Here is a 21,172-nt window from a genome sequence, read left to right as displayed (position 1 = left end):
GATGGGTGCGGTCGAACAAGACTAAGGCCAAAGTGCCTCAGGGGTTGGCGGGTCTTTCGCCATTGCGCCTGCCATGCAGGTGTTCCTGTTGTGGTTGAGCCCGCGGCTCAGTCGCTTTGGGACGACAAATGCCTGTACATGACATGGGCGTCCACAAAACCCAGCCGCTTGTGGCGGAAGGCCCGGGGCAGGGTGCCGACGATGTCGAAGCCCAGCCGCCTGTACAGTTCCACCGCCGGCGCATTGGTGCTCACCACGTAATTGAACTGCATGGCCCTGTAGCCGGCATCCTGCGCCTGGGCAATGCTGTGCTCGACAAGCGCCCGCCCGATCCCCCGGCCCTGCGCCTCCGGACTTACCAGATAGGTGGCGCTCGCCACATGCGCGCCGCGCCCGGGGTAGTTGGCCCCGTACTTGTACATGCCCACGATGCCGGCTTCCGCGACGGCGACGAAGGACGCGTGCGGCCCGAACCAGTGCGACCGGAAGGTCTCCAGGTCGAAGTCGTCCGAAAATGGCAAGGCGTCGCCTACGGCAATGACCGCCTGGCATATGCGCCACATCGCGTCGAGGTCGGAGTGCCGTGCCTGCCGGATCTGCATGGGGGTCGGGTAGATGATTGGGGCCTGGCAATGAGTGACAAGCGCATTGGCATCGCTGGCCTAACACCTGAGTTAAGCCACCCCGATCTGCGGCGGCGGGCAGCGGCAGACTACCCAAAGCGGCAGGCCGACGCCGCGAAGCGGGGGCGGCTTGAACGAGTAGTTAGACCTTTGGCATCCATTGATGGATATACGGGTACATCACGTAAGCAATGACCGCGAGAACTGGGCCAAGGATCAGCCCGATTGCTGCAGAACGCCAGATTCCAGGCTGACGTGACACTGAGCAGACAACGCCAGTAATGCACGCAACTAGCAAGAGGTACGGCAACGCTACTCGAAACATTGCTGGGTCGTTCGTGGAATCTTGGAAGTGACTTCTCTCAGCTATTCGAAACAACCAGGCAATGCCTGGGAAGGCTGCAATTGTCGCTGCAAAGAAATTCGAAGGCCAAGGTTTGGCTCCAGGCGCCGGAGGTGCGTCCGCAATTGGCGGCGTGTAAGGGTTTCTATGATCTTCCATGTCAAGGTCTAACGCCTGAATTAAGTCGCGCCGCGAAGCGGCGTCGGCTCGAATGAATTGTTAGGCATGCTGCTCATGTGTAGCGAAGCTCGCCGCTGAAATGTCTCACGGCGATCTCTTCCGTTGCCACCTCAATAGCAGACTCAGCACTTTCTTGAGTGACAATCCCCGCACGGAGCAGCGCATCAACTACAAAGCAAGCAAGGCCTCTGCTATTCAAGGATCCGTTGGGATCCACCGGGTCATCAGCATCCCAAACTGGCTCCATCTTTACTCTTCCTCTTTTTTGCACGTGCCGATTATATGGACAGCAGGTCTAACGCCTATTGGGCCGTCTAAGTGCGGTGTAGTGCGGATCATGGCCTGCTTCCACTGGGCTGGCAACGCGTGGTTTTCCCTTTATGCGTCATTTGCTTGGGGGATATAGAGCCTTTTGCAAGATGGCGCTTTACATGGGCGTTATGCCGCAGGAACGAGGTTGTAACGGAATGTGGCCTGGCCAGGGTGGTGGCGTGGTTCGATGCAGAAAAAACGAAGGGCGCCATCGGCGCCCTTCGTCTCCACGCTTCAATCCGGCCTTACGGCGCCGCCGGCTTCACCGGCTGCGCGGTTCCGGCCTGCCAGCCGCACATCTGCCCTTCGTTCTGCTGCTTGAGCCATTCCTGCAGCGGGGCGAAGTATTCCAGCATCGGGGCGGCGTCCAGTTTCTCGGTGCCGGTCAGTTCCTTGAGGGTGGCCTGCCACGGCTGGCTGGCGCCCTTGCTGAGCATGGCCCAGTACTTCTGGCCGGCTTCCTTGTTGCCGTAGAAGGTGCACTGGTTGAGCGGGCCGGTGTAACCGGCCGCGTCGCACAGGCCCTTGTAGAACTGGTACTGCAGGATGCGCGCCAGGAAGTAGCGCAGGTACGGGGTGTTGCCCGGCACGTGGTACTTGGCGCCGGCGTCGAAGTATTCCTCGCCGCGCGCGCTGGCCGGGGCCACGCCCTGGTACTGGGCCTTCAGTTCCCACCACTTCTGGTTGTACTGCTCGGGCTTGATCGAGCCGTCGAACACGCCCCAGCGCCAGCGGTCGATCATCAGGCCGAACGGCAGGAACGACACGCCGCTCAAGGCCATGCGCATCTGCGCGTTGATGGTGGCCTCGCGGCTTTCCTGCGGCTTGTCGACCAGGCCGATGGAGTTCAGGTACTGCGGGGTCATCGCCAGCACGATGGTGTCGCCGATGGCTTCGTGGAAGCCGTCGTTGGCGCCGCCCTGGAACAGCGGCGGCAGCGGGTTGTAGGCCAGGTCGTAATAGATGTGGCCCAGCTCGTGGTAGATGGTGGTGAAGTGCTCTTCGGTGGGGGTGATGCACATCTTGGTGCGCACGTCCGCGCCCACGTCCTTGCCGTCGCCGCCCATGTTCATGTCCCAGGCGCTGGCGTGGCAGACCACGTTGCGGTCCAGCGGCTTGATGAACTGGGTGTTCTGCCAGTAGCCCGGCGGCAGCTTGGGCATGCCGAGGGACACGTAGAAGTCCTGCGCGCGCTCGGTCATCTGCTTGGCGGTGGCAAGCTCGGCCTCGCGCTGGGCCTTGAAGCGGGCGGCGACGTCGGCACCGGCGCCGGCCTTGGCCAGCGCCGCGCTCAGGTTGGCCTGGTGCTGCTTCTCCAGCGCGGCGGTGATGTCCAGGCTGCCGGCGCCGGGGTAGGGCTGCAGCTGGTCCCACAGGTTGCTCCAGTCCTGCTGCCACATGTTGCCGGTCAGGTGCGCGGCGATCAGGCCGCCGCCGACTTCGGCCTTGTCCTTGCCGTACTCCTTGTCCAGCCTGGCGCGGGTGTAGCAGTGCAGCTGCTCGTACAGCGGCTTGACCTGTTCCCACAGGCGGTCGGTTTCCGGGCCGACCTGTTCGGCCGGCATGTCGTAGCCGGCGCGCCACATCTGCCCGGCGTCGGTGTAGCCCAGTTCGCGCGCGCCTTCGTTGACCAGTTCGACGAAGCGCTGGTACGGCTTGCGCGAGGCCACGGCGGTGGAGTGCCAGCCCTGCCAGGCGTCGAGCTGCTTGTCGTAGTCGTGCGAGCGCGCCAGCACCTGCTCCAGCTCGCCGAGCTGGCGGCAGGTCTGCTGGTCGCCTTCGCCGGTGCAGTAGGTGCCGGCGCCGTAGTCGCCTTCCAGCTTGGTGGCGATGGCGGCCAGTTCGGCCAGCTTGGCCGGGTCGCGCGGGGCCGGCATGGCGGTCATCAGCTTGAGCAGGTGCAGGGCACGCTTGGTGTCCTCGCTCATCGGCTGGCCTTCGTACTTGCCGGCCTGTTCGATCCAGCCGTTGAGCGTGGTCAGCCAGCGCTCGTTGGCCTTGGCCGCCACGCGCGCGGAATCGTCGTTGATGTAGGTGGACGACAGCCATTGCGCCGAGGTCATTTCCGGGTACATGGCCTTGTACTCGGCGTTGACCCGGGCGATGAACTGGTCGGCGCTCTCGGCCGGCGCGGCCTGCGCCGCCGGTGCGGCGGTGTCGGTGGCGGCTTCCTTTTTGCAGGCGGCCAGCGACAGCACGGCGGCGCTCACGGCAAGGGCCAGCAGCAGATGACGTTGTTTCACGCGATTCCCCGGTGGTGTTGTTTGACCGGCGAAGGCTAGAGGGCCGCGGCGGTGGCGGCAAGTGCAGGGGCGGCCAGGGGCGTCAGCGCCTGAGCGCCATCAGCAGCACGCCGCCACCGATCATCGCCACGCCCAGCCATTCGCGCCAGGCCAGGCGTTCGTGCAGGAAGGCGACGGCGAACACCGCCACCAGCACCACGCTGAGCTTGTCCACCGGCGCCACCTGCGAGGCGGGGCCGCGCTGCAGGGCGCGGAAGTAGCACAGCCATGAGGCGCCGGTGGCCAGCGCCGAGAGCAGCAGCCAGAGCAGGGTCCTGCCGGGCAGGGCCAGCGGGTTGCGCCATTTGCCGGTGGCCGCCACGAACAGCCCCAGCACCGCGACGATGGCGACGGTGCGCAGCAGCATCGCCAGGTCGGCATCGACCTGCTGCAGGCCGAGCCTGGCGAAGATGGCGGTCAGCGCGGCGAAGGCGGCCGACAGCAGGGCCCAGGGCAGCCATTGCGGGAAGGTGGCCATGGTGGTTCTCCGGGTCGGGGCGGATCCATCTTCCCACCATCGTAGGAGCGGCTTTAGCCGCGAATGCTTTTCGCCGGGAAGGCCAAGGAGCATCGCGGCTGAAGCCGCTCCTACGAAGGGCGGGGTTACCCTGCGCAGCCGGCGAACAGGTCGCGGTCGCGGGCGTAGACCGAGGTGGTGACCTGCATCAGCCCCAGCACCGACGGGAACAGGTTGTCCTGGTCGGTGCGGCGGTGCGCGCGCTCGCGCAGGCACTGCAGGTCCAGGCCGCGGTTGGCGGCGAACTGCGGCGAGAACCACATCACCATCGGCACGCGGGTCTGTTCGTCCGGCGCGATCGCATACGGCACGCCGTGCAGGTACAGGCCCTTTTCGCCCAGCGATTCGCCGTGGTCGGAGAGGTAGATCATGGCCGTGTCGTAGTCGTCCAGGCCGCGCAGGGTGGCGATGGTGCGGGCCAGGAAGTGGTCGGTATAGCGCACCGCGTTGTCGTAGCTGTTGACGATCTGCTCGCGGCTGCACTTGCCCAGGTCCGGGGTGTCGCAGGTCGGCGCGAACTGGCGGAACTGCGCCGGGTAGCGCTGGAAATAGCTCGGGCCGTGGTTGCCCAGCTGGTGCAGGACCACGACGCGGTCGCCCGGCCTGGCGCGCACCTGGGCGGCGAGGTCGTCGAGCAGGATCTCGTCCATGCAGCGGCCGTCGGCGCACAGGCCGGGCCGGGTCGCATCGTCCAGGCGCTGGATGGCCAGGCCCTCGCACACGCCCTTGCAGCCGGACTGGTTGTCGCGCCACAGCGTGGCGATGCCGGCGTGTTCCAGCACGTGCAGCAGCGACTGGTGGGCGCGGATCTTCTTCTCGTCGTAATCGTGGCGGCCGAACGGCGAGAACATGCAGGGCAGCGACACCTCGGTGCTGGTGCCGCACGAATGCATGTCCGGGAAGTTGATCACGCCGGTCTGCGCCAGTTCGGGCGTGGTCTGGCGGGCGTAGCCGTTCAGGCCCCAGTTCTGCGCGCGCACGGTTTCGCCGACCACCAGCACCAGCAGGCGCGGCCTGCTGCCGGCCGCGCGCGGCGTGGCCCTGGCGTCGGTGCCGAGCGGCAGCTTGGGCGCGTGCCCGATCGGGTTGGAGCCGGCCAGGTTCTGCTTCAGCGCGACCAGGTAGTTCACCGGGGTGGCGAGGTAACGCACCTCGCGGTGGTTGCGCATCAGCGCCGACACGTTCTGGAACGAGGCCAGGGTGCCGGCACCGGCCACCACCACCACGCCCACCAGGAACAGCAACCGCCACAGCAGGGCGCGGCCCCAGCTCCGGCGGCGCAGGCGCACGCGCCACAGCAGCACGCACGGCACCAGTGCGTAGCCGAGCAGCGGCAGGAGCAGCGCGGGCGTCATCAGTTCGCGCGATTCCTTGTGGTCGGTGGCCAGCACGTTGCGCAGCATGTCCGCGTCCAGGTAGACGTTGAAGCTGTTCATGTAGTGCGTGGCGAAGGCGGTGGTGACCAGCAGCACCGTCAACAGCACTTTGGCGTTCCAGCGCCACACCAGCAGGCCGAGCAGGAAGGCGTGCACGCCCATCAGCAGGGCGAACAGCGACAGCGCGAACAGCACGCTGCCCGGATTGGTCGCCATCGCGTTGCGCCAGAACAGGCCGTTGCAGGCCAGGGCGAAGAACGCGCTGGCGAGCAGGATCAGCGTTTCGGTGGCGATTTCCGGGCGCCACCGGCGCAGGCGCGCAAATGGGGTGGCCGATGCGGGCAGGTGCGGGGAGGCGGTGCTCATGCGCGTGCTTCTTCCTTGAAGGGAGCGGTCTTGGCCGGTGGGAACATCAGCAGGTAGAGCAGGACCGCCACGGTCCAGCTGACCGCCAGCGCCCCCACATCATGCGAGAGAAAGTGGGCGCCGCGCAGCTGCTGGGAAATGCCGAACACCAGGCCGGTGGCCACGGCCACGGCCAGCGCCGCCCAGCGCCATTGCGGGCGCACCCGCAGCGCGAAGAAGTACAGCGCCGCCCAGCCATAGCCGGCGCTGGCGTGGCCGGCCGGGAAGCAGGCGGCATGGCCGAGCAGCACCGGGCGCGGCTGGAACAGGCCGACGAACGGGCGCAGGCCGCCATAGCGCTGCAGGTCCCAGGGGCAGTCCATGTGGGTCATGGACTTGAGCAGGGCGACCACGCCGGTGGACAGGCCCACTGCCAGCAGCAGGTACAGCAGCGGCAGGCGCAGCGGCTTCCAGCGGGCGTCGAAGCAGGCGCGCAGCAGGGCCAGCATCACCAGCAGGGCGGCCAGGGTGCTCAGGTTCTTGCCGCCGCGGTGGACCAGGTGGCTGCTCCACCAGGCATCCTTGAACGCCCATTGGCCGCCTTCCCAGTGGAAGAGCAGGTCGGCCAGCCACTGGTCGCCGTTGCCGGCCATCAGCACCACGCTGGCGGCGACCGCGGCCAGCAGCGGAACCAGCAGGTGTCGGCGCAGGAAATCGCCGCGGGTGGGCGCGGAGAGGTCGGCGGGCAGGGCGTAGGGAGGGGTGGAAGCCAGGGGCATGGGCGATGCGCCATCAGAACGTGGGCGCATCGTCGTTGCCGGCATGTCGGAGAGGGGTCGGAGCGGTGTCCGAGCCGCGTTAACCGGTCAGCGGCGGGCAAGGCCGCCGCGTCCGGCAGGCGGGCGCGCCGGGCATCGCCCGGCGGTCGGCTTCAGTCCTCGGCGTCGGGGTCTTCCATCGCGCCGGCCACCGCGCCGTGGCTGCGCGCCACGCAGGCGGCGTCCAGCGCGGTGCCGGGCAGCAGCTGCCAGTCATTGCGGTTGGCGCTGCCGATGTCGATGACCCGGGCCGGATCGGCGCAGGGCGTCATCGCCTGTTTGAGCACGAACAGCCAGCGCCGGCCGGGATCGGCGGCGACCCACTGCGCGGCGCGTTCCCACTGCTCGGCGAGCGGGCGCTTGAAGCCGAAGTCGGTGGCCTGCGGCGAGGTCTGCAGCAGGTTCTGCTCGCGCCAGGCGACCATGCCCAGTTCGGCGTCGGCGCCGATGCGCGCGCGCGCCTTGTCCATCACCGCCGAAGCCGAGCTGTACGGGTCCAGCGCGGGCATCAGGCCGACGCCGTACATGATCCACAACAGCACCGTGGCCAGCACCGCCGCCAGCCCGGCGCGGCGCAGGCGCAGGAACGCCACCAGCGCCAGCGCGGCGATGCCGAAGCCCAGCAGCCAGGCGCCCACCTGCGGCAGCACCCACGGGTCGATGGCGCGTTTGGCCGCGTTGCGCTGCGCCCAGCCGTCGCCGTGTAGCGCGCCATAGCCGATGGCCAGGGTCGCCACCGCCAGCAGCAGCACGTACAGCAGCAGCGCCCAGCGCACGCCGGTGCGGCGCAGCAGCCCGGCCAGCAGCGGCGCGGCCGCCACCGCCAGCGCCGGCAGCATCGGCAGGATGTAGACCTCGCGCTTGCCCGGGCTGGCGCTGAAGAACAGCAGCACCAGCAGCGCCCAGCCCAGCAGCACGATGTAGCGCGGATCGGCGCGGCGCAGGCGACGCCACCAGGCCGGCACCAGCCATGGCAGCAGCAGGCTGCCTGGCAGCCACAGCGTGGCCATCACCTGCAGGTAGTACCAGGCCGGCTTGTGGTGGTGCCAGGCGTTGGCGTAGCGGGTGCCGGTCTGCTTGAACAGCAGTTCGTGGGCATAGGCCTGCAGGTGCGGGTCGGGGTTGCGCAGCAGGGCGATGCCCAGCGGCGCCAGCCATACCGCGGCGCCGGCGACGAACAGCGGCAGGATCAGCCACCAGCCCCAGCCGCGACCCGCACCGGCCGCGCCCGGGTGGCGCCAGCGCCAGATGGCCCAGGGCAGCAGCGCCAGCAGCGGCAGGAAGCCCACGCCCTTGGTCACCGTGCCCAGCCCGGCGGCGAAGGCGCCCAGCGCCAGCAGCTTCCAGTTCGGCCCCAGCAGCAGGTGCCGCAGCAGCGCCCACAGCGACAGCGTGGTCATGGCCACCAGCACCATGTCGATCTGCGCGCGCTTGGCCATCAGCCCGAACTGGATGCACACGAACAGCCCCAGCACCGCGTAGCGCGCCACGCGCCGGTTCCACAGCCGCCGCGCCAGGTCCCAGGTCAGCCACAGGGTCAGCAGCGCCGACAGCAGCGATGGCAGCAGGAAGGCGATGTTCCAGTTGCCCAGCACCTGGTAGGTGGCGGCCTGGATCCACATGAAGGTCGGCGGTTTTTCCGCATAAAGCTCGCTGCCGCGGTGCGGCAACAGCCACTGCCCGGTCTCCACCATCTGCCGCGCGGCGAGCACGAAGCGCGGCTCGTCGGGCGGGGAGGGATCGCGCATGCCGAGCCCGGCCAGCAGGCTGGCTGCGACCAGGGCAAGCAACAGGAACCAGGGGGCGGAGGACCGGGAGCTGGACAGGCGCACGCGAGGCTCGCTTGGAAGATGGGGCGGGGATGGTCGCGCGGCCGCTGTGGGAAGCGCGTCGTAGGATGCATTGTCGCCTGTTTCGACGCCGCTCCGACCACCGCTGCGGCTACGATGGGCGCGCCCTCACGCCCCCGCCGCCGCCCGGTTGCTTCCCGCTGGTGCCGGAACAGGCTTTCCGGCGGGGGCGGGCATCGTTCTTCCAAGGGTTCTGCACATGCGGCTGCTGGTCATCGAAGACAATCGCAACCTGATCGCCAATCTTTTCGACTACTTCGAGGCGCGCGGCCATGTGCTCGACGTCGCCCCGGACGGCGTGACCGGGCTGCACCTGGCCGCGACCCAGACCTACGACGCCATCCTGCTGGACTGGATGCTACCGCGCATGGAAGGGCCGGAAGTGCTGCGGCGCCTGCGCGAGGAACACCGTTCCGAGGTGCCGGTGATCATGCTCACCGCCCGCGACGAGCTGCCCGACAAGATCGCCGGTTTCCGCGCCGGCGCCGACGACTACCTGACCAAGCCCTTCGCCCTGCCCGAGCTGGAAGTACGGCTGGACGCGGTGCTGGCGCGCACCCGCGGCCGCAACCCGCGCAAGGTGCTGGAGGTGCACGACCTGCGCCTGGACCTGGCCACCCTGGAAGTACAGCGCGCCGGCCAGCCGCTGCACCTGTACCCGGCCTGCCGCAAGCTGCTGGAAGTGCTGATGCGCGCCAGCCCGGCGGCGGTGCCGCGCGACCAGCTCGAGTACGCGCTGTGGGGCGACGAGCCGCCCGATGGCGACATGCTCCGCTCGCACATCTACGAACTGCGCCGCAGCGTCGACGGGCCGTTCGAGGAGAAGCTGCTGCACACCCTGCCGCGCGTGGGCTACCGGCTGTGCGCGCCCAGCGCGCCGGCGGCGGCCGGGGCGGGCGGGCAATGAAGCGGCGCACGCTGCGGCGCAAGCTGCTGGGCTGGCTGGCCAGCTACCTGGCGCTGCTGACCCTGGTGGTGTTCAGCGCCGCCAACTACGTGCACGAACGCGCCGAGCATTCGGTGTGGCGCGCGCTGCTCAATTCCGAGCTGGACAGCGTGATCGCGAGCAAGCGCACCGACCCGGCCTACCGCTGGCAGGACTCGGACACCCTGCATTTCTTCAGCGAGCACGACGCGCACGGCATCCCGGACACGCTGGCGCACCTGATGCCGGGGCTGCATGACGGGGTGTGGCTGGAAGGGCACCGGAGCGCGGTCATGGTGCGGCAGACCAGCGATTTTGGCCGCACGATGCTGGTGCTGGACATCACCGATTTCGCCGAACTGGAACACTTCATCACCCGCTGGGCGGTGCTGGCCGGCATCGCGATGGCGGTCGTCACCCTGCTGATGGCCTGGATCGGCATGAACCGGCTGGTGCGCCCGCTGGTCGCGCTGGCCGGCGATATCGGCGGGCTGCAGCCCGAGCGCAGCGGCCAGCGGGTGCAGGTCGCCGCGCGTGGCAGCACCGAGATGGAAGTGATCGCCGATTCGGTCAACGACTACCTGGAGCGCAACGAGCGCTTCGTCGAGCGCGAGCGTGCCTTCATCAGCACCGCCAGCCACGAGCTGCGCACGCCCATCGCGGTGATCACCGGCGCGGCCGAGCTGGCGCTGGAGCAGCCGGAACTGCCGCCGCGCGCGCGCCAGCAGCTGCAGCGGGTGCGCAGCACCGCGTCCAGCATGGAGCAGCTGATCCAGCTGATGCTGCTGCTGGCGCGCGACCCGGCGCGGCTGGCGGCGCTGAGCGAGCCGCTGGCGCTGGAGCAGCTGCTGCCCGAAATCGTCGCCGACCATGCCCATCTGGCCGGTGGCAGGGAGCTGTCGGTCGAAGTGGTGGAAACCGCGCCGTGCACGATCATGGCGCCGGTGGGCGTGGTGCAGGCGGCGGTGGGCAACCTGCTGCGCAATGCGCTGGAGAACAGCGACCGCGGCGTGATCCGCCTGTCGCTGACGCCCCGGGCGGTGGTGACCATCGAGGATCCGGGGCACGGCATGAGCCCGGAGGAAGTCGCCGCGGCCTACGCCAAGATCGCGCGTGGCGAACGCAACATGCGCACCGGCATCGGCCTGGACCTGATCGGCCGCCTGTGCGAGCACCTGGGCTGGAAGCTGGACATCCATTCCGGCCCGGAGCGCGGCACCCGGGTCACCCTGGACATGGGCGCGTCGCTGCCTTAGCGCCGGGGAGCGCCCTCACCCCAACCCCTCTCCCGGAGGGAGAGGGGCTCAAGATCAGGGCGCGCTGCGCTTTTCCCTTCTCCCTTGGGAGAAGGTGCCCCGAGGGGCGGATGAGGGGCAGGGGCGAAGCCCTGCGCAGCCCGCGGCTCGAACTGCGTGGACGCGCAGCGGCAAGCCGTCGCCCGATCAGTCGCCAGGTTTTCATGCAGTGCGGGCAGGTCCACCCTCACCCCGACCCCTCTCCCGGGGGGAGAGGGGCTCAAGATCAGCGCGCTGCGCTTTCCCTTCTCCCGTCGGGAGAAGGTGCCCCGAAGGGGCGGATGAGGGGCAGGGGCGAAGCCTTGCGCAGCCCGCGGCTCGAACTGCGTGGACGCGCAGCGGCCAGCCGTCGCCCGATCAGTCGCCTGGTTTTCGGGCAGTGCGGGCAGGTCCACCCTCACCCCAACCCCTCTCCCGGAGGGAGAGGGGCTCCAGATCAGGGCGCTGCGCTTTTCCCTTCTCCCGCCGGGAGCAGGGTACTCACGCCGGCAGCAGCCCGCGTTCGACCAGCCACTGCCTCGCATCATCGGCGTCCTGCTCGAACCAGGCCTGCGTCGAGCCGAGCCGGTACGTATAGCCCCAGGCATCCATGTCGGCCATCAGGCGCGCGCTGCCGACGCCGGGCAGCTGCCCGGCCAGCACGATCTGCAGGTAGCAGGTGGCGTCTTCCTCGGCCACCGAATCGGTGGCGTCGGTGTGCACCCGCGCGCGCCGCTCGGGTGGCAGCACGATCAGGTGGCAGGCTTCGTGCAGCATCGAGTGCACCGGCGTGTCGGCGCGCACGTGGACATCGCTGGCGATGATGCCGGCTTCGGGTTCGCCCCAGTAGCTGCCGGGGATCTTCTGCCCGTCCTCGACCCGGTTCAGGCGCAGGCCGTGGCGGGCGAGCAGGGCGGCCGCGTCGTCCCAGGCGATATCGCCCACGCACAGGATCGAGGCGGCGGGCGCGGTGGCGGGCGGCATGGACATCGGCATCGGCACCCGGGGCCGGCGCGTGGCCCCGGGCGCGGGAATCAGCTCTGCGGGCCTTCGGGCAGGGCCACGGAAATGTCGAGCACGTCGTGCTCGCCGTCCTTGACCAGGTCGACCTTGACCGCGTCGGCGTCGATGTTGACGTACTTCTTGATCACTTCCAGCAGTTCGCGCTGCAGCAGCGGCAGGTAGTCCGGGCCGCCGCGGGTGCTGCGCTCCTGCGCGATGATGATCTGCAGGCGGTTCTTGGCGGTTTCGGCGGTGCTCTTCTTCGCCTTGAAGATGTCGAAAAGTCCCATCGTCACCCTCCGAACAGCTTGCTGAAGAAGCCCTTCTTCTCCACGGAAGTGAAGCGCATCGGGCGCTCCTCGCCGAGGATGCGGCCAACCGCGTCCTCATAGGCCTGGCCGGCCATGGATTCGGTGTCCAGGATCACCGGCTCGCCCTTGTTGGAGGCGTTGAGCACGTCGCCGGACTCGGGGATCACGCCGATGGCCTTCAGCCCCAGTACTTCCTCGACGTCGCCGATGCTGAGCATCTCGCCGCTTTCCACGCGCGAGGGACTGTAGCGGGTCAGCAGCAGGAAGGCGGGCACGTTCTTGCCGGCCTCGGCGTTGGCGGTCTTGGAATCGAGCAGGCCGATGATGCGGTCCGAGTCGCGCACCGAGGACACTTCCGGGTTCACCACCACCACGGCGCGGTCGGCGAAGTACATCGCCAGGAAGGCGCCCTTCTCGATGCCGGCCGGCGAGTCGCAGATGATGAAGTCGAAACCGTCGGCGGCCAGGTCCTTGAGCACCTTCTCCACGCCTTCCTTGTTCAGCGCGTCCTTGTCGCGGGTCTGCGAGGCGGCCAGCACGTACAGGTTGTCGAAGCGCTTGTCCTTGATCAGGGCCTGCTTCAGCGTGGCCTCGCCGTGGACGACGTTGACGAAGTCATACACCACCCGGCGCTCGCAACCCATGATCAGGTCCAGGTTGCGCAGGCCGACGTCGAAGTCGATGACGGCGACCTTCTTGCCGCGACGGGCCAGGCCGCATGCGATGCTGGCGCTGGAGGTGGTCTTGCCGACGCCGCCCTTGCCGGAGGTGACTACGATGATTTCAGCCAAAGGATTTCTCCTGAATGTTCCGTGGGGGCTGCGCGTCAATCCAGCGCAGCGATCATGACCTGGTCCTGTTCCAGCCAGACCTGCACGGCCTTGCCGCGCAGGTTGTCGGGAATATCGTCCAGCACCTTGTATCGTCCCGCAATCGCGACCAGTTCAGCGTGGAAGTCGCGGCAGAAGATGCGGGCGCCGGTATTGCCCTGCGCGCCGGCGAGGGCGCGGCCACGCAGAGTACCGTAGATGTGGATGCTGCCGTCGGCGATCACCTCGGCGCCGGCGCCCACCGTTGAGAGTACGGTCAGGTCGCAGTTCTCGGCATACAGCTGCTGGCCCGAGCGCACCGCGCCCAGCTGCATGCGGCCGGGCTGCGCGGCGGAAGCCGCGGGGGCGGGGGCGGGCGCCGGTTCGGGCGCGCGGCGCGCCGGCGCGGGCGCTGGCGGCGCGGCTTCGGCGCGCTCGTACTGGGCGCGGAACTTGGCCAGCAGCGGCAGCCCGAGCTGGACGGAAAGCTGTTCGACCTCCGTGGTGCCGTAGGCCAGCGCCACCGGCAGCACGCCGGCATCGCGCAGTCCGTCCAGCAGCGCCTGGGCGGTGGCGTGGTCGGGAACGCGGCTCAGGCCGCCGAAGTCGAGGATGACCGCCGCGCGCCCGAACAGCTTGGGCGCACGCGCCACGCGCTCGCGCATTTCCTGTACCAGCCGCTCCACATCGAGGGTGCGGATGCGCAGGTTGGCGATGCCCACCTGCCCGATCTTCAGTTCGCCTGCCTGTTCGTAATCCGGATTCACTGCCATCTCAGGTTCCCGTCGGCCGCTGCTGCATGGGCCGGCGTGTGTGGCCTACCCATGGAACATCGGGCAGGTTGTCGCCATAGGTTTCCTTCACCCACTCGTAGCTGCACAGGTCCTTGAGCAGCATGCTGGCGCGCAGATCCGCCTCGCCCCCGGCATTGTGCATGGTGTTCTGCCCGACCTCGCGGAAACCGAAACTGCCATGGAACAGCAGCGCGGCATCGGCGCCGTGGTCCAGGAACACCTCGCAGGCCATCTGCGGGTAGCGCAGCTCGGCGTAGCTCTGCGCGTCGGCATAGAACGCACGGCCGACGCCGCCACCGCGGCGGCGGCTGGCCACCACGATGCGGTCGATATAGAAGAAGCTGGGGTAGCGCTGCTGGAACCAGGCGAAGTTGCAGCTGTCGTGCTCGCTGCTGCTGCCATAGCCGACCAGGAAGCCGGCCATGTTGCCGTCGCGCTCGGCGACGCGGAAATACTCGGCGGTCTCGTAGAAGCGGCGGATCTTGGCGGCATCCAGCGGCAGGATGGCCAGGCCGGCGTTGTTGTTCAGTGCCAGGACGGAATCGAGCTCGTGCTCGCGCACGTCGCGGATGACGATCGACATTGTGACTCCGTGGGTGAAGCGGTCGGCCCCGAGTGAGGGGTGGGGGCTGGCCGGCGATTATCGCATGGCCGGCCGGACCCGGCGAGCGCCGGCCGGGCATGACTTCCGTGGGAGGGCGCAAACGCGCCGCGCTCCTTACCATGCACGCATGTTGGGATACCTCAGCCATACCCGCGTCCTGCGCCTGGCCGGCCTGTTCACCTGGGGCCTGGTCAGCCTGCCGCTGCTCTATACCCAGTACGCGCCGGCCGAGGGCGAGCTGCCGCCGAGCCTGGGCGAGGCGACCTGGCTGATGGCCGCCTACCTGTCCTTCGGCGTGTGCTACTTCTGGCTGACCCGCGGCCTGAGCGCCGGCGGCCACACCAACTGGTACGACCGGCTGGCGCTGCTGGTGCTGACCCTGTCCGGGCTGGCGGTGAGCTACCTGAGCGTCACCGGCCTGGGCAGCATCCTGCTGATGGTCGCCGCCGGAGTGATCCCCTGGCTGCTGAGCCGGCGCGTGGGCGTCGTCTGGCTGGTGCTCAGCCAGCTGGCGGTGCTGCCGGTCTACAACCTGATCATGGGGTTGCCGCTGTTCGAGGCGCTGCTGCAGTCGCTGCTGTACGCCGGCTTCTCGATGTTCATCTTCGTGACCAGCCTGGTGGCGCGGCAGCAGACCCAGGCCCGCGAGGAGCAGCGCCGGCTCAATGCCGAGCTGCGCGCCACCCGCCTGCTGCTGGCCGAGAGCGCCCGCGTCAACGAGCGCACCCGCATCTCCCGCGAGCTGCACGACCTGCTCGGCCACCACCTGACCGCGCTGAGCCTGAACCTGGAAGTGGCCGGCCACATCACCGAAGGCCAGGCGCAGGAACATGTGCGCCAGGCCCATACCCTGGCCAAGCTGCTGCTCACCGACGTGCGCGAGGCGGTCAGCCAGCTGCGCGAGAGCGGGGCGATCGACCTGGCCGCGGCGCTGCGGCCGCTGGCCGAGCGCGTGCCTTCGCTCGAAATCCACCTGGACATGGACGACCCGCTGAGCGTGGAAGACCCCGAGCGCGCCCATGTGCTGCTGCGCTGTACCCAGGAAGTCATCACCAACGCGGTGCGCCATGCCGGCGCCCGCAACCTGTGGATCCGGGTCGAGCGCGACCGCGAGCGGATCGTGATCGACGCCCGCGACGACGGCGTCGGCGGCGAGGTCGAGGACATCCTGCCCGGCAACGGGCTGCGCGGCATGCGCGAACGCCTGTCGCAGTATGGCGGCGAACTGGACGTGTCGGCGCGGCGCGGCGAAGGCTTCCACCTTCGCGCCTCGCTGCCGGTGGCAACCAATATGATGCTGGCCTCCGGGCCGCAAGGAGTGAACTGATGATCCGCGTCTGTCTGGTCGATGACCAAACCCTGGTACGGCAGGGCATCCGTTCGCTGCTGGCGCTGGACGACGGCATCGAGGTGGTGGCCGAGGCCACCGACGGCCGCCAGGCGGTGGAGATGATCCCGCAGGTGGCGCCGGACGTGGTGCTGATGGACATGCGCATGCCGGTGATGTCCGGCCTGGAGGCGCTGCAGACCCTGTCGCGGCTGGGGCAGCTGCCGCCGGCCATCATCCTGACCACCTTCGACGACGACCAGCTGGTGCTGGCCGGGCTCAAGGCCGGCGCCAAGGGCTACCTGCTCAAGGACGTGACCCTGGAGCAGCTGGTCGGTGCCATCCGCACCGTGGCCGAGGGCGGCTCGCTGGTGCAGCCGGCGGTGACCCAGCGCCTGCTGTCGGGGCTGGAACACATGCGCAACGAGTTCGTCAGCCTCGACCGGCCCGACCCGCTGACCGACCGCGAGACCGAGATCCTGCGGCTGATGGCCAGCGGCTTCTCCAACAAGGAGATCGCCAATTCGCTGGGCGTGGCCGAAGGCACCATCAAGAACCACGTTTCCAACATCCTCAGCAAGCTGGGCGTGCGCGACCGCACCCGGGCGGTGCTCAAGGCCTTCGAGCTGCAGCTGGTATGAAGCCGGGATGCCCGGCCCGTCGCAGCGCGGCGGGCGTTCGCCGGCAGCACGAGGCGGTGCCTCGTGAGCGCTGCCGCCTCACCCTCAGCAAGCTGGGCGTGCGCGACCGCACCCGGGCGGTGCTCAAGGCCTTCGAGCTGCAGCCGGTGTGAACCGGGCGGCCCGCGCGCGCCCATGGCCGTACGGTTGCGTCCGGTGCCGGGCGCCGCGGATGGCGATGCCGACATGGCGGAATCTGCTTTCGAATGAATCTCAAGGAACGGCTGGTGTGAAGACCATGTGTGGAGGGAAAATGGGCGCGCCGGGCTCCTTCGCCACCCGGGCCTTCGCGTGACAGCGCGCACGGCCGCCGAGGCAGGAGGTACCCTTTACGGCCTTCGGCCCGCATGCCTGCACCGGACACGGAAACCGGTGCGCCAAATCCGTCAACAACCTGCGCAAAGCCTGATAGGATGGGGGCTTCGCTTCAATCAACCCGGCCGTGGGATCGGCCCCGGAGACTCCTGAATGACCCGTATTATCGAGTTCCTGATCGCCTTGGGGATCGTGGCTGGCCTGTTCGTCATCATTGGCGTATGCCTGCCGGGCGAGCGCCATATTTCCGAAAGCATCGAAACCAACCGCAAGATGACGATCGTGTACGACACGGTCAACAGCCTGCGCCGCTTCAAGGACTGGAACCCGCTGGTGCTGCGTGACAAGGGCATCGAGCTGAAGTACAGCGGTCCGGACGCCGGCAAGGGCGCCCGCATGGAGTACTCGTCCAAGGACAGCGCGCTGGGCCAGGGCAGCTGGGAGATCACCGACACCGAGCAGAACAAGCGCGTGGTGATCGCCATCGAGGACCAGACCAAGGGCAAGGACAAGGTCACCACCTTCACCCTGGAGCCGACCGGCAAGAACGACCGCAACGTCAAGATCACCCAGGATTACTCGGTCAACTACGGCTTCGACCTGTTCGGCCGTTACGCCGGCCTGTACGTCAGCCGCCACATCGGCGACGACCTGAAGCTGGGCCTGTCGCGCATGGCTAACATGCTGGCCTCGGTGCCGAACGTCGACTACCGCGCCGCCGAAGCCCCGCTGACCGACCTGAAGGTCGTGGACGTGCCGGCCGAGGACCTGCTGGTGGTCAACGCCGGCAACATCGACCGCAGCAACGAGAGCATCCGCAAGTCCATCCAGGACAACCAGGAGTGGATCAAGCGCGCGATGGAAGCCAATGGCCTGGAGGCCGCCGGCCCGGTGCGCATCGTGACCACCGACTTCGGCGCCGAGAAGTACGCCTTCGACGTGGCCCAGCCGGTCCGCAAGAAGAGCGGCGCTGCCGCTGCCGGCGACAAGAAGGACGGCGAGGCCGACAAGGCCGAGGCCGCTCCGGTCGCCGCTGCCGATGGCAAGCTCGACGTGAAGATCCCGTCCGGCAACCCGGTCACCTACGTGCATGCCGACGCGCACCGCTCGGCGTTCGCCTCCTACACCGGCCACATGGCGGGCCTGGACGTCGCACGCAGCGCGCTGCGCGCCTGGGCGACCACCGCCGGCTACGAGGTGACCGACCGTCCGTACGAGTCGTGGAAGGGCGGCGTCGACAAGGCGTTCACCACCGACGGCACCTACGACGTGTACTGGTCGATCAAGTAACCGGCCCGTCGCGGAAGAATGAAGTGAGGTACAAAAAACGCGCCGCCTGACAGCGGCGCGTTTTTTTGTTCCCGCCGCTCCGTTGCGGGAACCCTGCGGGCCATCGGCGTGCGGTGTGAGAAACCGCTCCCGGCGGTTCTTTTCTGTTGCCTCCCTGCCTGGCGCCAACCGGACGCGCATCCAGGCAAGCGGTACGATCGGCGTCCGGATGGTCATGGGCCGCGCCGCGAGGGCCGGCGAACCGGGAGTAGAGGATGCTGGGAATGGAACGGAGGGTGCGCAGACCCTCGCTGCTGGCCTTCTGCGGCGCGCTGCTGGCGGCGTCGGCGGTCGGGCTGTCGGCCTATGCCGCGCACGCGGTGAGCGACCCGCTGGCGCAGTCCCATCTCGATACCGCCGCGCTGTATGCCTTCGGCCACGGCGCCGTGCTGGCGGTGCTCGGCCCGGCGTCGTTGAACGCGGTCGGGCGCACCGCGCTGTACGTGCTGCTGCTGGGCGTGCTGCTGTTCTCCGGCAGCCTGGCCGGCGGCGCGCTGGGGTGGTGGCCGACGCGGCTGGCGCCGGCCGGCGGCACCGCGCTGATGGCCGGCTGGGTGCTGCTGGCGCTCAGCGCGCTGAAGCGGTAAGCCCGGTGCCCCGGCACCCGCGCGGCTTCGACGTGGACCAGGCGCTGGCGCACCTGCAGCGCCGCGACCGCCGCCTGGCGGGCTGGATCGGCCGCATCGGCCCGCTGGAGGCGCCGGCCGGGTGGCGGCGTCCGTTCGATCCGGTCGACGCGCTGGCGCGCGCGATCCTGTTCCAGCAGCTCAGCGGCAAGGCGGCCTCGACCATCGTCGGGCGGGTGGAAGCGGCGATCGGCAGCAGGCGCCTGCACGCCGACACGCTTGCCCGCATCGACGACGCCGGCCTGCGCGCCTGCGGCGTGTCCGGCAACAAGGCGCTGGCGCTGCGCGACCTGGCCCGGCGCGAACAGGCCGGGGAGATTCCCTCGACGCGGCAGATGGCGTGGATGCACCACGAGGCCATCGTCGAGGCGCTGGTGCCGGTCCGCGGCATCGGCCGCTGGACGGTGGAAATGATGCTGATGTTCCGGCTCGGCCGGCCCGACATCCTGCCGGTGGACGACCTGGGCATCCGCAAGGGCGCGCAGCGGGTGGACGGGAGCGACACGATGCCCACGCCGCGCGAACTGCAGGCCCGCGGCGAACGCTGGGGGCCGTACCGCACCTGGGCCAGCCTGTACCTGTGGCGGATCGCCGATTTCGCCGAGGCTGGCGGCGCCAGGACCAACCGTTCGCAGGATTGAACGTCGGCCCGGACAGGGGCAGTGGATGGTGGGCACCGGCGCCAGCGCCAGCGCGCGGGGGCCGCCAGCCCGCTCGGCAGCAGCGCCGGCAACAGCCAGCGCAGCACCCGCCGGTCCAGGGCGAGGGTGACGGCCAGCATGACGGCAGCAGGCCACCCAGAGCGATCAGGGCGAGGACGAACAGATGGCCGCCGCCACAACCCGCGAGCCCGGAGAGCGAAGGGACGCTGATGCCTGCGGGCAGGGCGGCGATGCCGATGGTGATGATCGCCAGTACCCGCGCGGCGAGCCGCCGCGGGTTTGCGCCCCGCTCACCGCGCGGCGCCGCCGAAGCACCAGTGCCACGGCTCATAGACGATGCCGTGCGGATTGTCGCGGGGGTAGCTCATGTGGAAACCGAAATCGCCCGCATGCGCCTGCAGCCAGGCGAAGGCCGGGGTGCGCTCGAACGATTCTTCCGCCGGCGCTTCGCCGGGCGTGCCGATGTCCAGCGCGTTGCCGCCGTGGTGCTCGCTGTAGCCGGGCGCCGCATTGACGGTGAGGATCTGCGCCACGTCCAGGCCGCGCGCGAGCTTGCGTTCAAAGATGCCCAGTTGATAGTCGTGGCTGCGGTAGCCGGAGATCGCGTCCAGGGCGATGCCGTCGGCCGCGGCGGCGCCGTGCAGGCGCTGCCAGGCGCGCGCGGCGCCGCGGGTCAGCCACAGCGCGCGGCGGTAGCGGTCCAGGCCGGCCAGATGCAGGCACGAAGGTTCGGCGACCAGGGCCAGGCCGCTGCGGCCGGCGTAACTTTCGTCCAGGCCGAGGCGGTGCAGGCGTTCGTTGAGGCGCTCCAGCGGCAGCGGCGTTTCCACCGGCGGGCCGCGCCGGAGCAGGGGATCTTCCAGGCGCTGCAGTGCCTCGTCGATGCCGGGTTCGCGGGCCAGGCGTTCGACCATCGGCATCAACCCCTCCGGCAGCAGCGCCGCCAGATAGCGGCCGTCGCGCTTGCGGCGCAGCACCGCGCGCGCGCGGGCAAGCAGGCGCGCGTCGTGGCTGCTGCGCGCGCGCAGCAGGCCGCCGGGCCACAGTTCGATGTCGGGGGTGTTGAGCAGCAGGCGTGGAGCGGGGCGCATGCGGGTAGCTTGGGGCATCGATGCGGGGCTGTCGATTGCCGGGAGGGTACGGAAGGCGCCGCCGGAGGCGGGACTGCCCGTAGGCGCTGACGCAGGCGGAGAGTGCCGTGCCCGCATGGCGTGGATTCGCATGCGGGCAGGCTCCGCACCTACGCGGTGGATCCGCCGGCCTGTTGCTTCAGCGCGTCGAGCAGGGCGCGGGGATGCTCCGGCGAAAGCAGCAACAGCGCGCCGTCGCGCAGCGGCAGCGCCAGCACGCGGCTGCTGTCGGTGACCAGGCAGAACGCCTTGCCGCCGTCGCGCATGCGGAAGTGGCCGGAGCGGAAGCCGGGCAGGCTGTAGCCGTTGGTCTTGACCGCCGGCTTCAGCTCGCCGTGCTCGGCCAGGTCGACGATGCGCGCGCGCTCCAGCCGCAGGGAACCGAGGGCCACGGTCCGGGTGTAGAACGTGGAGCGGACGACCAGGCCGCCGGCGCCGAGCGTGATGCGCCGGCGCAGGTAGGCCAGGCTCACCACCACGCCGGTCAGCGTCACCAGCGCCGGGCCCAGCCAGGCGCGGGGGCTGGCCAGTTGCGCCATGCCCTTGTCGCCAAGCAGGAAGGCCAGCGGCAGCAGGATCGCCGCCGCCAGGATGCCCCGCAGGATCAGCATCGGTCTGCCGGACGGCGTGGCGACCGGGTAATCCCTGGGGGCCTGGGTCGTGCTCGGCATCGCTCGGGTTCCTCCGGGAAAGGTCATGGTGCGCCGGTTCCGGTCAGGACGGCCGGCGGCGGTGCGG

At 69.2% G+C, this 21,172-nt stretch carries 20 protein-coding genes; 7 read left to right on the top strand and 13 right to left on the bottom strand.

Annotation, left to right across the window (positions count from 1 at the left end):
• Positions 1-107: 107 nt before the first annotated feature.
• The 6 genes from AC06FP_RS14560 to AC06FP_RS14535 all read right to left on the bottom strand — a co-directional run bounded on the left by AC06FP_RS14560 (position 108) and on the right by AC06FP_RS14535 (position 8,544).
• Positions 108-602, bottom strand: coding sequence for an N-acetyltransferase family protein (locus AC06FP_RS14560; RefSeq protein ID WP_478075996.1), 495 nt, complete (start codon positions 600-602; stop codon positions 108-110).
• Positions 603-1,703: 1,101 nt separating this feature from the next.
• The gene (locus AC06FP_RS14555; protein WP_478075995.1) at positions 1,704-3,701 is read right to left on the bottom strand and encodes a M2 family metallopeptidase; all 1,998 of its coding nucleotides are present in this window, start codon (positions 3,699-3,701) and stop codon (positions 1,704-1,706) included.
• A gap of 82 nt (positions 3,702-3,783) precedes the next feature.
• Positions 3,784-4,218 (bottom strand): EamA family transporter, encoded by a 435-nt coding sequence (locus AC06FP_RS14550; protein ID WP_456116695.1) that lies wholly within the window; start codon positions 4,216-4,218, stop codon positions 3,784-3,786.
• A gap of 125 nt (positions 4,219-4,343) precedes the next feature.
• The gene (locus AC06FP_RS14545) at positions 4,344-5,999 is read right to left on the bottom strand and encodes a phosphoethanolamine transferase (RefSeq protein ID WP_478075994.1); all 1,656 of its coding nucleotides are present in this window, start codon (positions 5,997-5,999) and stop codon (positions 4,344-4,346) included.
• The gene (locus tag AC06FP_RS14540; protein ID WP_478075993.1) at positions 5,996-6,757 is read right to left on the bottom strand and encodes a phosphatase PAP2 family protein; all 762 of its coding nucleotides are present in this window, start codon (positions 6,755-6,757) and stop codon (positions 5,996-5,998) included. The genes AC06FP_RS14545 and AC06FP_RS14540 overlap by 4 nt, the downstream gene beginning before the upstream one ends.
• A 152-nt stretch (positions 6,758-6,909) precedes the next feature.
• Complete coding sequence (locus AC06FP_RS14535) at positions 6,910-8,544, bottom strand: ArnT family glycosyltransferase (RefSeq protein WP_478076038.1); 1,635 nt, start codon at positions 8,542-8,544, stop codon at positions 6,910-6,912.
• Positions 8,545-8,845: 301 nt separating this feature from the next.
• On the opposite strand from AC06FP_RS14535, the gene AC06FP_RS14530 reads away from it, so the two are divergent.
• Both AC06FP_RS14530 and AC06FP_RS14525 read left to right on the top strand, forming a co-directional pair.
• Complete coding sequence (locus AC06FP_RS14530; protein ID WP_478075992.1) at positions 8,846-9,553, top strand: response regulator transcription factor; 708 nt, start codon at positions 8,846-8,848, stop codon at positions 9,551-9,553.
• Positions 9,550-10,827 carry a sensor histidine kinase gene (locus AC06FP_RS14525; protein ID WP_478075991.1) on the top strand — a complete coding sequence of 426 codons (1,278 nt, stop codon included), beginning with the start codon at positions 9,550-9,552 and terminating at the stop codon, positions 10,825-10,827. Before AC06FP_RS14530 ends, AC06FP_RS14525 begins: the two co-directional genes overlap by 4 nt.
• Before the next feature lie 519 nt (positions 10,828-11,346).
• On the opposite strand, the gene AC06FP_RS14520 is transcribed toward AC06FP_RS14525, so the two are convergent.
• From AC06FP_RS14520 to AC06FP_RS14500, 5 genes are read right to left on the bottom strand one after another with little or no spacing between them, the layout of a single operon-like run.
• Positions 11,347-11,829 carry a hypothetical protein gene (locus tag AC06FP_RS14520; RefSeq protein ID WP_456119456.1) on the bottom strand — a complete coding sequence of 161 codons (483 nt, stop codon included), beginning with the start codon at positions 11,827-11,829 and terminating at the stop codon, positions 11,347-11,349.
• A gap of 50 nt (positions 11,830-11,879) precedes the next feature.
• Complete coding sequence (gene minE, locus AC06FP_RS14515; protein ID WP_055764330.1) at positions 11,880-12,137, bottom strand: cell division topological specificity factor MinE; 258 nt, start codon at positions 12,135-12,137, stop codon at positions 11,880-11,882.
• A gap of 2 nt (positions 12,138-12,139) precedes the next feature.
• On the bottom strand, positions 12,140-12,949 hold the full coding sequence (minD, locus tag AC06FP_RS14510) for a septum site-determining protein MinD (protein WP_433852071.1): 810 nt from the start codon (positions 12,947-12,949) through the stop codon (positions 12,140-12,142).
• A gap of 35 nt (positions 12,950-12,984) precedes the next feature.
• The gene (minC, locus tag AC06FP_RS14505) at positions 12,985-13,740 is read right to left on the bottom strand and encodes a septum site-determining protein MinC (RefSeq protein WP_456116690.1); all 756 of its coding nucleotides are present in this window, start codon (positions 13,738-13,740) and stop codon (positions 12,985-12,987) included.
• Position 13,741: 1 nt separating this feature from the next.
• Positions 13,742-14,344, bottom strand: a complete 603-nt coding sequence (locus tag AC06FP_RS14500; RefSeq protein ID WP_456116689.1) for a GNAT family N-acetyltransferase — start codon at positions 14,342-14,344, stop codon at positions 13,742-13,744.
• A 148-nt stretch (positions 14,345-14,492) separates the two neighbouring features.
• On the opposite strand from AC06FP_RS14500, the gene AC06FP_RS14495 reads away from it, so the two are divergent.
• The 5 genes from AC06FP_RS14495 (at position 14,493) to AC06FP_RS14475 (ending at position 19,283) form a co-directional block, all read left to right on the top strand.
• Complete coding sequence (locus tag AC06FP_RS14495; RefSeq protein WP_456116688.1) at positions 14,493-15,692, top strand: sensor histidine kinase; 1,200 nt, start codon at positions 14,493-14,495, stop codon at positions 15,690-15,692.
• The gene (locus AC06FP_RS14490) at positions 15,692-16,333 is read left to right on the top strand and encodes a response regulator (protein ID WP_054666964.1); all 642 of its coding nucleotides are present in this window, start codon (positions 15,692-15,694) and stop codon (positions 16,331-16,333) included. Before AC06FP_RS14495 ends, AC06FP_RS14490 begins: the two co-directional genes overlap by 1 nt.
• A gap of 507 nt (positions 16,334-16,840) precedes the next feature.
• Positions 16,841-17,977, top strand: coding sequence for a polyketide cyclase (locus AC06FP_RS14485; RefSeq protein WP_478075990.1), 1,137 nt, complete (start codon positions 16,841-16,843; stop codon positions 17,975-17,977).
• A 254-nt stretch (positions 17,978-18,231) separates the two neighbouring features.
• Positions 18,232-18,603: a DUF423 domain-containing protein gene (locus AC06FP_RS14480; protein WP_478075989.1), complete on the top strand. Its 372-nt coding sequence runs from the start codon at positions 18,232-18,234 to the stop codon at positions 18,601-18,603.
• Positions 18,604-18,608: 5 nt separating this feature from the next.
• A complete protein-coding gene (locus tag AC06FP_RS14475; protein ID WP_456116685.1) occupies positions 18,609-19,283 on the top strand; it encodes a DNA-3-methyladenine glycosylase family protein in 675 nt (224 codons plus the stop codon).
• A 311-nt stretch (positions 19,284-19,594) separates the two neighbouring features.
• Here the strand turns inward: AC06FP_RS14475 and AC06FP_RS14470 are convergent, their stop codons facing one another.
• Complete coding sequence (locus AC06FP_RS14470; protein ID WP_478075988.1) at positions 19,595-20,395, bottom strand: M15 family metallopeptidase; 801 nt, start codon at positions 20,393-20,395, stop codon at positions 19,595-19,597.
• Between the two features lie 149 nt (positions 20,396-20,544).
• Positions 20,545-21,105 (bottom strand): PH domain-containing protein, encoded by a 561-nt coding sequence (locus AC06FP_RS14465; RefSeq protein WP_478075987.1) that lies wholly within the window; start codon positions 21,103-21,105, stop codon positions 20,545-20,547.
• Between the last annotated feature and the right edge of the window lie 67 nt (positions 21,106-21,172).

The sequence above is a fragment of the Stenotrophomonas sp. Steno-Z2 genome, from assembly GCF_056393235.1.
Note: the sequence above shows the minus strand (reverse complement) of the source record. Positions and strands in the feature narration are given on the sequence as shown.

Bases quoted from the DNA above. Each gene is read 5' to 3' on its own strand.
- AC06FP_RS14560 (WP_478075996.1), bottom strand. From the start codon at position 602: ATGCAGATCCGGCAGGCACGGCACTCCGACCTCGACGCGATGTGGCGC.
- AC06FP_RS14550 (WP_456116695.1), bottom strand. From the start codon at position 4,218: ATGGCCACCTTCCCGCAATGGCTGCCCTGGGCCCTGCTGTCGGCCGCC.
- AC06FP_RS14545 (WP_478075994.1), bottom strand. From the start codon at position 5,999: ATGAGCACCGCCTCCCCGCACCTGCCCGCATCGGCCACCCCATTTGCG.
- AC06FP_RS14540 (WP_478075993.1), bottom strand. From the start codon at position 6,757: ATGCCCCTGGCTTCCACCCCTCCCTACGCCCTGCCCGCCGACCTCTCC.
- AC06FP_RS14535 (WP_478076038.1), bottom strand. From the start codon at position 8,544: ATGCGCGATCCCTCCCCGCCCGACGAGCCGCGCTTCGTGCTCGCCGCG.
- AC06FP_RS14530 (WP_478075992.1), top strand. From the start codon at position 8,846: ATGCGGCTGCTGGTCATCGAAGACAATCGCAACCTGATCGCCAATCTT.
- AC06FP_RS14525 (WP_478075991.1), top strand. From the start codon at position 9,550: ATGAAGCGGCGCACGCTGCGGCGCAAGCTGCTGGGCTGGCTGGCCAGC.
- AC06FP_RS14520 (WP_456119456.1), bottom strand. From the start codon at position 11,829: ATGCCGCCCGCCACCGCGCCCGCCGCCTCGATCCTGTGCGTGGGCGAT.
- minE (WP_055764330.1), bottom strand. From the start codon at position 12,137: ATGGGACTTTTCGACATCTTCAAGGCGAAGAAGAGCACCGCCGAAACC.
- minC (WP_456116690.1), bottom strand. From the start codon at position 13,740: ATGGCAGTGAATCCGGATTACGAACAGGCAGGCGAACTGAAGATCGGG.
- AC06FP_RS14500 (WP_456116689.1), bottom strand. From the start codon at position 14,344: ATGTCGATCGTCATCCGCGACGTGCGCGAGCACGAGCTCGATTCCGTC.
- AC06FP_RS14495 (WP_456116688.1), top strand. From the start codon at position 14,493: ATGTTGGGATACCTCAGCCATACCCGCGTCCTGCGCCTGGCCGGCCTG.
- AC06FP_RS14490 (WP_054666964.1), top strand. From the start codon at position 15,692: ATGATCCGCGTCTGTCTGGTCGATGACCAAACCCTGGTACGGCAGGGC.
- AC06FP_RS14485 (WP_478075990.1), top strand. From the start codon at position 16,841: ATGACCCGTATTATCGAGTTCCTGATCGCCTTGGGGATCGTGGCTGGC.
- AC06FP_RS14480 (WP_478075989.1), top strand. From the start codon at position 18,232: ATGCTGGGAATGGAACGGAGGGTGCGCAGACCCTCGCTGCTGGCCTTC.
- AC06FP_RS14470 (WP_478075988.1), bottom strand. From the start codon at position 20,395: ATGCGCCCCGCTCCACGCCTGCTGCTCAACACCCCCGACATCGAACTG.
- AC06FP_RS14465 (WP_478075987.1), bottom strand. From the start codon at position 21,105: ATGCCGAGCACGACCCAGGCCCCCAGGGATTACCCGGTCGCCACGCCG.